Here is a 14,333-nt window from a genome sequence, read left to right as displayed (position 1 = left end):
TATCGATGCGAACCGCTTGAGGGTTTTCCCCGGGGCCTTGACGAAACGAGGGGTCTCGCTTCCGATATTTATCCAATGGCAAGATCGTTTGTCATTGACTAAAAATAGCACTCTTCCTAAGATTCCTCTACGCCGATCCCCAACCACGACAATTACGAGACAGACATGGCAAAAGCGTTTGCGTCCCAGGCCGACCTGGAAGCCAAGCAGATCACTTTCACCCAACTATCCGAAAACGCCTATGCCTACACGGCCGAGGGCGATCCCAATTCCGGCGTGATCGTCGGCGACGACGGCGTGATGATCATCGACACCACCGCGACGCCGGCGATGGCCCGCGACCTGATCGCGCGCATCCGCACGGTCACGGACAAGCCGATCAAGTACGTGGTGCTGTCGCACTACCACGCGGTGCGCGTGTTGGGCGCGTCGGCGTACTTCGCCGAGGGCGCGCAGCAGATCATCGCCAGCCGCGGCACCTACGAGATGATCCTGGAGCGCGGCGAAGCCGACATGAAATCGGAAATCGAACGCTTTCCGCGCCTGTTCGCCGGCGTGGAAACGGTGCCCGGCCTGACGTGGCCTACGCTTGTATTCGATCGCGAGATCACGCTGTTCATGGGCAAGCTGGAAGTGCGTATCGCCCATCTGGGCGCAGGCCATACCAAGGGCGATACAGTGGTCTGGCTTCCGCAGCAAAAGGTGCTGTTTTCCGGCGATCTCGTCGAATACGACGCCGCGTGCTATTGCGGCGACGCGCAGCTCGAACAATGGCCAGCCACGCTCGACGCGCTGGCCGCGCTGCAGCCCGAAAAGCTGGTGCCCGGCCGCGGCCCCGCGCTGACCACGCGCGCCGACGTGGCCAAGGGACTCGCCTACACCAAGGATTTCGTCACCACGCTGCTGCAGGCCGGGCGCGAGGCGGTGGCTGCAAAGATGGATCTGAAGGCCGCCATGGCGCATACGCGCAAGGCGATGGATCCGAAATTCGGTCAGGTATTCATCTACGAACATTGCCTGCCGTTCGATGTGTCGCGCGCGTATGACGAGGCGTCGGGCGTTACCCATCCGCGGATCTGGACGGCCCAGCGCGACCAGGAAATGTGGACAGCGCTGCAGCAATAGCGCGACCGTTTGTCGATCCCGTTCCGCAACGTACGGAACGGGCGCCAGCGCACCACGCGCACCACGCGCGCCAGAACGAACGTGGACCGGAGACACCATGAGCAGCACCGAAGCCGATATCGACTATCAGCGGCAGACCTACGATTACGCGCCCTGTGCGGAACAACGCGCGGACCACGTCGCCGCCGACCCGCATCCGGTCGTCGTGGTTGGCGCGGGGCCGGTGGGGCTCGCTACGGCCATCGACCTGGCCCGGCACGATGTGCCGGTGGTGCTCGTCGATGACGACTGCGCGCTGTCCACCGGCTCGCGTGCGATCTGCTTTGCCAAGCGCACGCTCGACATTTTCGATCGGCTTGGCTGCGGCGACCGCATGGTCGACAAGGGTGTGCGCTGGCATCTGGGCAAGGTTTTCATGCGCGACCGCCAGGTCTACGCGTTCGACCTGCTGCCCGAATCGGGTCATCAGCGTCCCGCCTTTATCAATCTGCAGCAGTACTACGTCGAGGGCTATCTGCTCGATGTGGCGCGCGGCATGCCCAATATCGAGATCCGCTGGAAGAGCCGTGCCGTGGCCGTGCAGCAACATGCCGATCATGTCGCGCTGACGATCGAGACGCCCGATGGCGACTACGTGCTGCGCGGCCGCTACGTGGTTGCGGCGGACGGGTCGCGCAGTGCGCTGCGCAAGCTGCTCGGGCAGGAAAGCCACGGCCACACGTTTCGCGATCGCTTCCTGATTGCCGATGTGAAGATGGACGCGCCATTCCCGGCCGAGCGCTGGTTCTGGTTCGATCCGCCGTTTCATCCGAATCAATCAGTGCTGCTGCATCGCCAGCCCGACAACGTCTGGCGCATCGATTTCCAGCTCGGTTGGGACGCCGACCCGGCGCTCGAGAAAGCGCCGGAACGCGTGAAGGCGCGCGTGCAGGCGCTGTTGGGGGCGGACGTGAAGTTCGAGCTGGAATGGGTCAGCGTCTACACGTTTTCATGCGTGCGCATGGACACCTTCCGGCATGGCCGCGTGCTGTTCGCGGGCGATGCGGCGCACTGCGTGTCGCCGTTCGGGGCGCGCGGCGCCAATAGCGGCATACAGGACGCCGAAAATCTCGCATGGAAACTGGCCTACGTGCTGCAAGGCAAGGCGCCTGACAGCCTGCTCGACAGCTACGCCAGCGAACGCGAGTTTGCCGCCGACGAGAACATCCGCAACTCGACGCGCTCCACCGATTTCATCACGCCGAAAAGTGCGGTCAGCCGCGTGTTCCGCGACGCGGTGCTGACGCTGGCGCGCGACCATGCCTTTGCGCGGCAACTGGTCAACAGCGGGCGCTTGTCAGTGCCCGCGGTGCTGCATGATTCGCCGCTCAATACCGCCGATGCGGACGGATTCTCGGGCGCGATGGCGCCAGGCGCCGCATGCGTCGACGCGCCGGTTGCCGGCGAGGAAGGCAAGCCGTGGCTGCTGCCGCATCTCGGCGATGGGTTTGTCGCGCTGATCTTCGGCGCGCCGGCCGGGCTCGATGCGTCGGCCACAGAAGCCTTGCGCCAGCTGCAGCACGGCGATATTCCGCTGCGCGTGGTGTTCGTCACCGACGCGGCCATTCAGGCATCGGCGCAGGCGTGGCCCGGCGCCGTGGTGCTGCGCGATGTCGAAGGCCTGGCTGCGCGGCGTTATGACGCGCGCGCTGGCACGTGTTATCTGATCCGACCCGATCAGCACGTGTGCGCGCGCTGGCGCGGCGTCGACGCGCGGCGCGTGGCCGAGGCGCTGGCCCGCGCCACCGGCAACGCGGCCTCGGCGGCGCGGCAGTCTGCCCAGGCGCCAGCACCGGCGTTGGCCTGATTGCAAGGAGACCGGCCATGCCGCTGAATACCGCCCCCAATCTGTCCCGTCCCGACGACTTCTACGAAGCACTGATCGACATGCATCGCGATCTCGACGATGCGCAGAGTCAGGCCGTCAACGCGCGGCTGATCCTGCTGCTGGCCAATCACATTGGCGACTTCGATACGCTGCGCGAAGCGATGCAACTGACGCGCGACGCCGCCGCCGAACCCGTCACCGCCGCGCCCTGAAACGGCCGCGGCAGTCCCGTCCCAGATCCCGTTCCCACCCGCCGCCGCCGCACCTTGGCGGCGCACCATCGCGCCGCGCCTTCCAACATATTCCCCAAAGCCGGGCGTGCATGCTCGCGGGCAGGGCGCGCGCCGGGAAAAACCATTTGTTTCATGGTTATCCATGATGGAACACTTGTTGCTCGATGACTAGCATTGCAACAGCTGATGCTTTCATTCAACAGGAGTCTTTCCATGAAGCAGTCCGTTTCGATCCGTGTCGCCGCGCTGATGGCGATGTCGTTGGGCGCCGGGTCCGCCCTGGCCGTCGATGTGGCTGCGAGCCCCACGCTCAGCAAGATCAAGTCGTCCGGGGCCATTTCGATCGGGCATCGCACCTCGTCGATTCCGTTTTCGTACTACGACGCCAACCAGAAGGTGATCGGTTTCGCCCAGGATATTTGCGATCGCGTGGTCGACGCCGTGAAGAAGGAAACCGCCACGCCGAACCTGCAAGTGCGCATGGTGCCGGTCACGTCGCAAAACCGCATGTCGCTGGTGCAGAACGGCACTGTCGATCTCGAATGCGGCGTCACCACCAACCTGAAGGCGCGCCAGCAGCAGGTGGCGTTCTCGACCACGTATTTCGTTGCCGGTACGCGCCTGCTCGTGAAGAAGGGCAGTCCGGTGCACGATTTCGGCGATCTCTCGGGCAAGAACGTGGTGACCAACGCGGGCACCACGTCGGAGCGCATCCTGCGCAGGCTGAACGACGAAAAGGGCGCGAATATCACGATCCAGAGCGCCAAGGACTATGGCGAATCGTTCCTGATTCTGCAGTCGGGCCGCGTGGCGGCGTTCATGATGGACGACGTGCTGTTGTCCGGTTCCCGCACGCTGGCGCCGAATCCGAACGACTGGCAGGTGGTCGGCACGCCGCAATCGTTCGAGGCCTATGGCTTCATGATGCGTCGCGACGATCCCGGCTTCAAACAGGTGGTCGACGGCGCAATGAGCGGTCTGATGCGCAGCGGCGAAATCAACACGCTGTACGCGAAGTGGTTCCAGAAACCGGTGCCGCCGAAGAACCTGTCGTTCGACCTGCCGCAGAGCGAGCAGATCAAAAAGGCCTACGCCACTCCGAACGACGAGGCGTTCGAATAAGCGAATAGACGAACAAGCGCGGTCAGCGACGGCCTTCGGGCAAATAGGCGCCGGTGCGGTGGAGCTGACCCTCGGTCTGCTCCAGCGCGCGGATCGCGCCCTTGCCCTTGCGCGCCAGCAGCTGTTCGACCAGCGCTTCCACCATCGTCACGCCCGAGGTGATCGACGGAAAGAACGACGGGCTGTCGATCGCGAACAGCAGCGTGCAGTCGGCCTCGAGCGCGATCGGCGCCACCGTGCTGTCGGTTAGCGCGATCACCTTGCATCCCGCGTCGCGTGCGGCGGTGGCCACGCGCAGGCTTTCCTGCGAATACGGCGCGAAGCCTGCCACCAACACCGCGTCCTTGGCGCCGAGCGCGCGCAGTTCCATTTCCAGCGTGCCGGCGTCGCCGCGAATCAGCCTGACGGAACTGCGGAACAGCCCGTAGATATAGTGAAACGTGAACGCAATCGGAAAGCACGAGCGGAAGCCGGCCACGTGCACGGTGGGCGCGGCGGCCAGCAGATCGGCAGCGCGCGGCAGCGCGTCGGCATTGTTGGCCAGCAGCGTGTCGAGGTTGTGGTGCTGAACCTCGATCATCTCCGCAAGCATCTTGCTCGATCCGCTTTCCTTAACCACCTTGCGCGCGCGCCGCGCATAAGGCTGGCTGCCGTTTTCGCGCACGGCCGCGACGAACAGCTCACGCAACGCTTGCCATCCCTCGAATCCGAGCGATTGCGACAGCCGCACCAGCGTGGCGGGCTGCACGCCGGCGCTTGCCGCCACCTTGCGCATCGACTGGATGGCGATATCGCGCGGATGATCGAGCAGATATCGCGCGCCGCCCTGAAATTGCGCGCTGAGATTGGGAAACTCGGCCCGAAGCTGGCTCATCAGCGCATCGAGGGACTGCGGCGGGGTGGCGAAATCGGCGGACATCGGCGTTTGCGAAAGATGGAATGAAACGATTGTTGCACAGGTTGCCGCCCGCTTCACGCCAACGGCGGTCGGCGCATATGTTTCTTTGAATCAGCAAAATGAAACAATTGTTGCGTACCCGAAAGGTTGTTCCTATACTCGCACCTGTCTGGCGTAGTGCTGCATTCCGGCTGCGCCCTAGTTGCCTCTCCAAACCATGACGCACGTATTCCACCGTAATCCCAAGCAAACCATGCCGGTCGCCGTTGGCGGCAGCGGTATCGAACTGATCGACAGCAATGGGCGCCGCTATCTGGACGCTTCGGGCGGCGCGGCAGTGTCGTGTCTCGGACACGGGCATCCGCGCGTAATCGAGGCGATCAAGGCGCAGGTCGATACGCTTGCGTACGCCCACACGTCGTTCTTCACCACGGAAGTGTCCGAGACGTTGGCACGCACCCTGGCCGAGGCCGCGCCCGGCGATCTGAATCACGTCTACTTCGTCTCGGGCGGATCCGAGGCGGTTGAGGCGGCGCTGAAGCTGGCGCGCCAGTATTTCGTGGAGATCGGCCAGCCGCAGCGGCGTCACTTTATCGCGCGCCGCCAGAGCTATCACGGCAACACGCTCGGTGCGCTGGCCATCGGCGGCAACGCGTGGCGACGCGAGCCGTTCCTGCCGCTGCTGGTGCCCGCCTATCACGTGTCGCCGTGCTACGCCTATCGCGACCAGGCCGCGGGCGAGACCGACGCCCAATACGCGCAGCGCCTTGCTGACGAACTGGAAGCCAAGATCCTCGAACTGGGACCGGACGCCGTGGCCGGCTTCGTCGCCGAGACAGTGGTCGGCGCCACGGCGGGCGCGCTGCCCCCGGTGGGCGATTACCTCAAGCGCATCCGCGCCGTGTGCGACAAGTACGGCGTGCTGCTGATCCTTGACGAGGTGATGTCGGGCATGGGCCGTACCGGCTACCTGTTCGCGTGCGAAGAGGACGGCGTGACGCCCGATATCGTCACCATTGCCAAGGGTCTGGCCGCGGGCTATCAGCCGATCGGCGCGATGTTGTCGACGTCGCGCATCTTCGATGCCATTGTCGGCGGCAGCGGCTTCTTCCAGCACGGCCACACCTATATCGGCCACGCCACGGCGTGCGCGGCAGCGCTGGCCGTACAGCGCGTGATTGCCGAGGACAGATTGCTCGACAACGTGCGGGCGCGTGGCGAGCAACTGCGCGCGCGTCTGCGCGAAGCGCTCGGCGCGCATCCCAATGTCGGCGACGTGCGGGGCCGCGGCCTGTTTGTCGGCGTGGAATTCGTGGCGGACCGCGCCAGCAAGGCGACGCTCGACCCAGCCCGCAAGACGCACGCGGCACTCAAGCGCACCTGCATGGAAAACGGTCTGCTCGTCTATCCGATGGGCGGCACCGTCGATGGCGTTCATGGCGATCATGTCTTGTTTGCACCGCCGTTTATCTGCACGCCGGCCGATATCGACAACATCGTCGACCGCTTCGTGCAGTCGGTGAACCAGGTCCTGCCAGGCTGAGGATCGTTCCATGCAAAGCGAAACCCTGCGCCGGCCGTTTGCGCTGGCTGTGGCGCCCAATGGCGCACGCAAGACGCATGTCGATCATCCACGGCTGCCTGTCACGCCCGACGAGCTGGCGCAGTGCGCACGCGAATGCGTCGACGCCGGCGCGGCCATGATCCATCTGCACGTGCGCAAGGCTGACGCCACGCACAGCCTGGAAGTGGCCGACTACGTGCCCGCCATCGCGGCGGTGCGCAAGGCAGTCGGCGATCGACTGGTGCTGCAGCTCACTACCGAAGCCGTGGGCATCTATCGGCCGGCACAGCAGATCGCAACGGTGCAGGCATTGCGCCCGGAGGCCGCGTCGGTTGCCGTGCGCGAGCTGGCGCCCGACGACGCGGCATTGCCTGCCGCTGCGCAGTTCTTCCAGTGGATGCATCGGGAACACGTCGTGGCGCAATACATCCTGTACGACGCCGACGACGTGCGCCGTTACGCCGCGCTGCGCGCCAGCGGTGCGATTCCCGAAGGACGCCACTGGGTGCTGTTCGTGCTGGGGCGGTATTCGGCGGGTCAGAAATCGTCGCCGTCCGATTTGCTGCCGTTCCTGGCGGCCTGGACCGAAGCGGGTCTCGACCGCAGTGGCACGCAATGGGCCGTGTGCGCGTTCGGCAGGCAGGAGGCCGATTGTGCGGCCGCTGCGGTGATGCTGGGCGGCCACGCGCGCATCGGCTTCGAAAACAACATGACGCTGCCCGACGGATCGATGGCGCCCGACAACGCCGGGCTGCTGCGCGCGGTGCGGGCACCGCTGCAAAGCCTTGGCTATGCTGCGATGACGGCCGACGAGCTGCGCGGCGCGTTGGCGTAGCGCAAGGCAGCGGGAGCGGCTGGAATCCGGTACGCTTGGCGCTTCATCCGTTTTCCGCCCAGGAGTGCCGATGTCCGTCAGCCCGTCCCGCCAGTCTTCCACCACCGAGGCCGCGCCGCTGGCGCGCGATATCGTGCACGGCTTGCGCGCCTCGCGCATCCGCGAGGTCGCCAACGCCGGCATCGGCCTGCCCGATGTGCTGCCCTTCTGGTTTGGCGAATCGGATCAGGTCACGCCGCAGTTCATCCGCGATGCGGCCGCCCAGGCGCTTGCCGGCGGCGCGACGTTCTATACGCACAACCTCGGGATCGCCCCGCTGCGCGCCGCGTTGTCCGACTACGTGAGCCGCCTGCACGGCGCGACGCCGGTCGACCACATTGCCGTGACCAGCGCGGGCGTGAATGCACTGATGCTGGCTGCGCAGCTGGTAGCGGGACCAGGCGACCGCGTGGTGGCAGTCACGCCGCTGTGGCCGAATCTGGTGGAGATTCCGCGCATTCTCGGTGCCACAGTGGAAACGGTCACGCTCGACTTCGGCGCCGACGGCTGGACGCTCGACGTCGACAAGCTGCTGCGCGCGCTGACGCCTGGCACGCGCGCGGTGATGATCAATTCGCCGAACAATCCGACCGGCTGGGTGATGTCGCGCGCGCAGCAGCAGGCCGTGCTCGACCATTGCCGCCGCCACGGTATCTGGATCATCGCGGACGAAGTCTACGAGCGCCTCTACTACGGGCGCGAGGGCGGCGTTGCGCCGTCTTTCCTCGATATCGCCAGCCGCGATGAGCGTGTGATCGCCGTGAACTCGTTTTCCAAGGCGTGGCTGATGACGGGCTGGCGGCTTGGCTGGATGGTGCTGCCCGCATCGTTGCTCGACGATCTCGGCAAACTGGTCGAGTACAACACCTCGTGCGCGCCTTCGTTCGTGCAGGAAGCGGGCGTCGTTGCCGTGCGCGATGGTGAGGCCTTTACGCAGGATCTGGTGCAGCGGCTGCGCACGGCGCGCGATCATCTGGTGGCCGCGCTGTCGGCGCTGCCCGGCGTCGAGGCGCACGCGCCGGACGGCGCGATGTACGTGTTCTTCCGCCTCGCCGGTGCGGCCGACAGCCTGTCGCTATGCAAGCAGCTGGTGCGCGACGCCCGGCTGGGCCTCGCGCCGGGCAGCGCATTCGGCGATGAGGGCGAAGGCTTCGTGCGATGGTGCTACGCCTGCGACGTGGCGCGCCTCGACGAAGGCGTGCGCCGCTTGCGCGCGTTTCTGGCCGGCTGAAGGCGACCCACGCGCACCTACTCGATCGCGCCCGGCGTTTCCTGCGTGTTCCACCATCCGCCGCCCAGCGCCTGCATCAATGCGGCGGAATCGGCCAGCCGCGCGGCGCGGGCCTGCGACAGATCGAGCGCGGCCTGGCGCGCCTGCCGTTCCGCATCGATGACGGTGAACTGGCTGACGCCGCCCAGCCGGTATTGCGCGCTGACGATGGCCAATGTGTCGCGCGTCTGCCGGGCGTTGTCGGCGCGGGCCTGCAGCGTCTGCGCATCGGCGTCGAGCGCGCGCAGCGTGTCCGCCACGTTCTGCAGGCCCTGCAATACCGCTTGTCGATATGCGCCCAGCGATTGTTCGTATGCCGCTTCCTTGGCGCGCTTTTGCGCGCGCAACTCGCCACCATGAAACACCGGCTGCACCACCCCGGCGGCGAGGCTCCAGATGTTCATGCTGTTGAACAAATCGCGCGCGCGCATTTCCTGCGTGCCGCCGCTGGCAGTCAGCGTGATCTGCGGATAGAGATTCGCCGTGGCCACGCCGATATTGGCCGATGCCTGATGTAGCAGCGCTTCGGCCGCGCGAATGTCCGGCCGGCGGCGCGCCAGTTCGGACGGCAGGCTAAGCGGCAGCGTGTCCGGCAGGTGCAGGTCTTCGAGCGTGAATGCGGGCAGTTGCGCGCTGGCCGGCGTCTGTCCCGCGTAGACGGCCAGTTGATGGCGCGTGGCATCGAGCTGCTGCGCAAGCGCCGGAATCAGCGCCTGTGTCTGCGCCAGTTCCGCTTGCTGGCGTTGCACGTCGACGCGCGCCACGCCGCCCGCTTCGAGTCGCGCCTGAAGGATGCCGAGTTGCCGCTGTTGCGCCTGTGCGATGGCGGTCGTGTCGGCCAGTTGCGCGCGCAGGCTGGCCTCGCGGATCGCCGCGGTGGCCACATTCGCGGCCAGCGAAAGGCGCGCGGCTTCGAGTTCGAAGCGTTGGTAATCGACCGTCGCCTGCAAGCCCTCCAGTTCGCGGCGCTGTCCGCCGAACAGGTCGAGCGCATAGGAAACCTGCACGCTGGCATTGAACAGCGTGAACGGCCCGGGGCTGGGAAACTGCGTGATGCCGACCGACGTCAGATCCACCTGCTGGCGCGTGGCGTTGAGCTTGGCGTCGACCTGCGGAAACTGCGTCGCACCCGTGCGCGCGGCCAGGTTTTCCTGGGCCTCGCGCAAGCGCGCCTGCGCCTGGGCCAGTGTCGGACTATTTGCCAGCGCGACGCGGATCGTCTCGTCCAACTGCGGATTGCGGAACAACGCCCACCATTGCCGCGGAATATCGGCCGTGGCCAGCGTCTGCGTGGGATATCCGGCCGCGCTCATCTGCGCGGGCTGGGTGCTGGCCGTGTAGCGCGCGTCCGTGGTCGGTTCGGGCGTGCGGAAATCGGGGCCCACCGTGCAGCCGCCGAGCAACAGCGCCATCGCCGCCGCAATCGTCGCCATCGACATGTTCAAGGTTGGATGAGTGCGCATGCCAGGGCTCTCCCGTCAGTCGAGCGTGCGCTTGTAGAAGCGCACCGCAATCGCCATGATGAGCACCGTGAACAATGCCACGGGCCATACGTTGGGCCACAGTTCCGTCCAACCGCTGCCCTTGAGCATGATGCTGCGGATCATGCGGTTGAAATACGTCATCGGCAGCACGTTGCCGATCCATTGCGCCCAGCGCGGCATACCCGCGAACGGAAACATGAAGCCCGAGAGCAGGATGTTGGGGAGGAAATAGAAGAACGTGAGCTGCACCGCCTGCAACTGATTGCTGGCCAGCGACGAGAGCGTGATGCCCACGGTCAGGTTGGCCGCGATGAACAGCAGCGCAGCCAGATACACCGCGACTACCGAACCCAGGAACGGCACGTCGAAGACGAAGTGCGCGGCCAGCACGATGATGGTGGCCTGCACCAGCCCGATGAAGATGTACGGCACGATCTTGCCCGAGATGACCTCGATCGGCTGCACCGGCGTGGCCAGCAGGTTTTCCATCGTGCCGCGCTCGCGTTCGCGCGTCATCGCCAGGCCGGTCATCATCACCATCGTCATGGTCAGGATGGTGCCCATCAGGCCCGGCACGATGTTGTATTGCGTGATGCCTTCCGGGTTGTAGAGCCGCTGCACATTGACATCGAACGCGGGCTTGCCGCCTGCCAGCGGTGCCAGCGCGCCTTTCAGGTCGATCCGCGCGACGGTGCCCGGCAATTGCGCCAGCGCCGCGATCGCCGGGCCGGTGGCGGACGGATCGGTAGCGTCGGCTTCCACCAGGATCGATGGCCGGTCGCCGTGCAGCAGCCGACGCGAAAAATCGGCCGGGATGCTGACCACGAACTGCACATCGCCGCGCAACAGCGCCTCGCGGCCGGATTGCTCGTCGGGCATTGTGCGGACGATCTTGAAGTACGTGGTGTTCTCCATCGCGGCGAGGAACGTGCGCGAGAAATCGCTGTGCTCGGCCACGATCACTGCTGTCGGCATATGGCGCGGATCGCTGTTGATGGCAAAGCCGAACAGCAGCAACTGCACGATCGGCAGGCCGACGATCATGCCGAACGTCACGCGGTCGCGGCGCAGTTGCAGGAATTCCTTGAGCACGATGCTCCACCAGCGCTGCACGGAAAACGCGGAATGCCAGCGCGATGGCTGCCGTGGCGCGTTCATGACGGCTCCCGGGTGTCGTGCGGCCGGCTCCGCCCAGCCCGCGCGGCCGGCTTGCCGGCGCCCGCAGTGGCCATGTTGTCCTGTGCGCCGCCCATCATGTAGATGAACACGTCTTCGAGGCTGGTCTGCGCTGGCGTGATCCGATGATTGGCGCCCGCGGCCTGCCTGAGCGTCTGTTCGAGCAGCGCGGGGTCCTTGCCGGTGACGTGCAGCGCGGTGCCGAACGCCACGGTCTGGTCGACGCCGGGCTTGCCTTGCAGTTGCGCGGACAGCGCGGCCAGGTTTTCGCCTTCCACGCTCCATGTGCTCAGATGCTGGCTGGCGACCACCTCGTCCGATGTGCCTTGCGCCAGCAGCTTGCCGTACGCGATATAGGCAAGCTTGTGGCAGCGCTCGGCCTCGTCCATGTAGTGCGTGCTGACCAGCACCGAGATGCCTTGCGCCGCCAACTGATGCAGCTGTTCCCAGAAGTCGCGGCGCGCTTTCGGGTCCACGCCCGCCGTGGGCTCATCGAGCAGCAACAGCTGCGGCTTGTGCAGCAGGCACGCGGCCAGCGCCAGCCGCTGCTTCCAGCCGCCCGACAGCGAGCCCGCCAGCTGTTCGGCGCGAGACTGCAGCCCCAGGTCTTCCAGCGCACGATCCACGACGTCGCGGCGGTTGGCCATGCCGTAGACGCGCGCGACAAAATCGAGGTTCTCGCGGATCGACAGATCTTCCCAGTAGGAAAAGCGCTGCGTCATGTAGCCGACGTTGCGCTTGATCTGCGCCGCTTCCTTGATGATGTCGAATCCTAGGCAGGTGCCCGACCCCGAATCGGGGGTCAGCAGGCCGCACATCATGCGGATCGACGTGGTCTTGCCGCTGCCGTTGGGGCCAAGGAAGCCGAAGATCTCGCCGCGCGCCACCTGCATGGTCAGATCGTTGACCACGTGCTTGTCACCGAAGTGCTTGTTCAGGTTGTGCACATCGATCGCCAGGCCGCCCTGGCCGTTTGCCGCGGCCGTCATGATGACGCCACCTCTACCGGCTGGCCCGGACGCAGTTTCGGGGCGTCGGCCGTGGCGGGGCGGGCCTCGATCAGGAATACCAGTTTGCGCCGCGTTTCGTTGCTATAGATGACCGGGGGCGTGAACTCGGCTTCGTTCGACACGTAGGTGATCGTGGCAGCGACGGGTGCCGCGCAACCGTCGCAGCGGATGCTGACCGCCTGGCCATTGCGCAGCGATCCCACCACAGCCTCCGGCACATAGAAGCGCACCTTGACGTTGCCCGGCGGCAGCATGCGCACTACGGCGCTGCCGGCCGGCACCCATTCGCCGGGGCGAAACGGCACGTCGTAGACCAGGCCCGCCACGGTGGCGTTGACCGATTTGCGCGACAGCTTCCATTCGGCCTGCGCCAGCGCTGCGCGCGCGGCCTCCACTTGCGCGCTTTGCGCGGCCAGTTGGTCCTTGCGGCCGGGCAGGCGCGCGACGTCAATATCGCGCTGCAGTTCGCGCACGCGTGCCGCGTCGGCGTCGGCGGTGGCGCGGCTTTCGTCGAGCTGCGCTTTCGAGATGCCGCCGATCTCGAACTGCGCTTCGTCGCGCTTGCGCTGCGCGGCGCTGCGATTGGCCTGCGCCTGCGCCTGCAGCAGTTGCGCGCGATTGACGTCGACTTCCACCGGGCGCTTGCCGGTCTGGATGTCGGCCAGTTGTGCCTGCGCCACGCGCACCTGCTCGGCGGCCTGCTGGCGCGCGGCGCGTTCGTCATCCGATTCCAGCGTGAACAGCGGCGCGCCATTGTCGACCTGCTGGCCTCGGTCGACGGCAAGCTTTTCGAGCCGGCCCGCGAACGGCGACGCCACCGCGACGAATTCCCCTTCGACATAGCCCTGCCAGGTCGTGGTCTTGTCGTTGCTGCAGGCAGCGAGTAGCGGCACGGTCATCGCGGCCAGAAGCAGGGGCCAGGCGCGGTTCGGGACGGGAAGCATCATGCGGGCTCCGGGATACCAGGTTCAGGCAGGGTTCTTGGGCGGCGCGGACAGGCCGTGGCCCAGCAGGGCGGTGACGTGGCGCACCAGCGTGTCGGTGTCGATGTCAGCGGCGCCGGGCAAAGCACGCCAGATATGCGTGGTGGCCAGCGGCAACAGCGTCAGTCCGATCAGCGACACCATCACCAGCGCGGGCTCCAGGTCGGGATTTAGGCGGCCCTGCGCATGGGCGGCCGCCAGCGGATTGATGATCAACTGCGCGCGTTGCAGGGCCACCCGCTGCAACAGCCGCTCGCGCAACTGGCCCTCGGTGCCGACGATCTCGCGGATCCACAGGCCCGGAAACCATGGCGTGGCCGACGCGGTGCGGATCAACTGACCGGCCAGCGCCTGGATGCGTGCGACGGGGTCGGGCGGACCGGCCTGGAGCGTCCCGAAGACATGCTCGATCAGCGGCTGCAGCCGTTCTTCGAAGATCGCGTCGAGCAGCGCGTCGCGGTCGCCAAAGTAGTAATGGACCAGCGCGGGCGTGACGCCAGCCCCGGCGGCGATGGCCTTGGTCGACGTCGCCGCCACGCCGTGGCGGGCAAACAGCGTGACGGCGGCGTCGATCAGGCGGTCGCGCTGGCCGGCGTCGGCTGCCTGCGCGGCAGGGCGGCCAGGGCGGCGCGGTGGATCGGGTGGCGTGCGAGCAGGCATCGGAACCGGTTCAGATACGTCGAAGTCAGCGAATTCCGCTCAATATTAATTTTCGAATTAATTAATA

Annotated in this window: 13 protein-coding genes; 7 read left to right on the top strand and 6 right to left on the bottom strand. The window is 66.1% G+C overall.

Annotation, left to right across the window (positions count from 1 at the left end):
• Positions 1-165 precede the first annotated feature (165 nt).
• The 4 genes from AC1RKI_RS01810 (at position 166) to AC1RKI_RS01795 (ending at position 4,347) form a co-directional block, all read left to right on the top strand.
• Complete coding sequence (locus AC1RKI_RS01810; protein ID WP_150980136.1) at positions 166-1,125, top strand: MBL fold metallo-hydrolase; 960 nt, start codon at positions 166-168, stop codon at positions 1,123-1,125.
• 97 nt (positions 1,126-1,222) lie between these two features.
• On the top strand, positions 1,223-2,971 hold the full coding sequence (locus tag AC1RKI_RS01805; protein ID WP_492794061.1) for an FAD-dependent oxidoreductase: 1,749 nt from the start codon (positions 1,223-1,225) through the stop codon (positions 2,969-2,971).
• A gap of 17 nt (positions 2,972-2,988) precedes the next feature.
• Positions 2,989-3,204 (top strand): DUF2783 domain-containing protein, encoded by a 216-nt coding sequence (locus tag AC1RKI_RS01800; RefSeq protein WP_492794063.1) that lies wholly within the window; start codon positions 2,989-2,991, stop codon positions 3,202-3,204.
• A 234-nt stretch (positions 3,205-3,438) separates the two neighbouring features.
• On the top strand, positions 3,439-4,347 hold the full coding sequence (locus AC1RKI_RS01795; RefSeq protein ID WP_061958671.1) for a glutamate/aspartate ABC transporter substrate-binding protein: 909 nt from the start codon (positions 3,439-3,441) through the stop codon (positions 4,345-4,347).
• A 22-nt stretch (positions 4,348-4,369) separates the two neighbouring features.
• Here AC1RKI_RS01795 and AC1RKI_RS01790 read toward each other — a convergent pair whose 3' ends face one another.
• The gene (locus tag AC1RKI_RS01790) at positions 4,370-5,266 is read right to left on the bottom strand and encodes a MurR/RpiR family transcriptional regulator (protein WP_227458266.1); all 897 of its coding nucleotides are present in this window, start codon (positions 5,264-5,266) and stop codon (positions 4,370-4,372) included.
• 196 nt (positions 5,267-5,462) lie between these two features.
• On the opposite strand from AC1RKI_RS01790, the gene AC1RKI_RS01785 reads away from it, so the two are divergent.
• From AC1RKI_RS01785 to AC1RKI_RS01775, 3 genes are all read left to right on the top strand, one after another.
• Entirely contained in the window at positions 5,463-6,788 is a 1,326-nt protein-coding gene (locus tag AC1RKI_RS01785) for an aspartate aminotransferase family protein (RefSeq protein ID WP_244786641.1), read from the top strand.
• Positions 6,789-6,798: 10 nt separating this feature from the next.
• Entirely contained in the window at positions 6,799-7,644 is an 846-nt protein-coding gene (locus AC1RKI_RS01780) for a beta-keto acid cleavage family enzyme (RefSeq protein ID WP_227458264.1), read from the top strand.
• Positions 7,645-7,714: 70 nt separating this feature from the next.
• Positions 7,715-8,914: a pyridoxal phosphate-dependent aminotransferase gene (locus AC1RKI_RS01775; RefSeq protein ID WP_150980130.1), complete on the top strand. Its 1,200-nt coding sequence runs from the start codon at positions 7,715-7,717 to the stop codon at positions 8,912-8,914.
• A gap of 17 nt (positions 8,915-8,931) precedes the next feature.
• On the opposite strand, the gene AC1RKI_RS01770 is transcribed toward AC1RKI_RS01775, so the two are convergent.
• From AC1RKI_RS01770 to AC1RKI_RS01750, 5 genes are read right to left on the bottom strand one after another with little or no spacing between them, the layout of a single operon-like run.
• Entirely contained in the window at positions 8,932-10,416 is a 1,485-nt protein-coding gene (locus tag AC1RKI_RS01770; RefSeq protein WP_492794067.1) for an efflux transporter outer membrane subunit, read from the bottom strand.
• A 15-nt stretch (positions 10,417-10,431) separates the two neighbouring features.
• Entirely contained in the window at positions 10,432-11,595 is a 1,164-nt protein-coding gene (locus tag AC1RKI_RS01765) for an ABC transporter permease (RefSeq protein ID WP_150980129.1), read from the bottom strand.
• The gene (locus tag AC1RKI_RS01760) at positions 11,592-12,602 is read right to left on the bottom strand and encodes an ABC transporter ATP-binding protein (protein WP_061958664.1); all 1,011 of its coding nucleotides are present in this window, start codon (positions 12,600-12,602) and stop codon (positions 11,592-11,594) included. Before AC1RKI_RS01760 ends, AC1RKI_RS01765 begins: the two co-directional genes overlap by 4 nt.
• Positions 12,599-13,570 (bottom strand): HlyD family secretion protein, encoded by a 972-nt coding sequence (locus AC1RKI_RS01755; protein WP_061958663.1) that lies wholly within the window; start codon positions 13,568-13,570, stop codon positions 12,599-12,601. Before AC1RKI_RS01755 ends, AC1RKI_RS01760 begins: the two co-directional genes overlap by 4 nt.
• 21 nt (positions 13,571-13,591) lie before the next feature.
• Positions 13,592-14,266 carry a TetR/AcrR family transcriptional regulator gene (locus AC1RKI_RS01750; protein WP_061958662.1) on the bottom strand — a complete coding sequence of 225 codons (675 nt, stop codon included), beginning with the start codon at positions 14,264-14,266 and terminating at the stop codon, positions 13,592-13,594.
• Between the last annotated feature and the right edge of the window lie 67 nt (positions 14,267-14,333).

The sequence above is a fragment of the Cupriavidus sp. GW822-FHT06G04 genome, assembly GCF_058799075.1.
The sequence above is the reverse complement of the archived record's forward strand: the minus strand, read 5'-3'. Positions and strand labels throughout refer to the sequence as shown.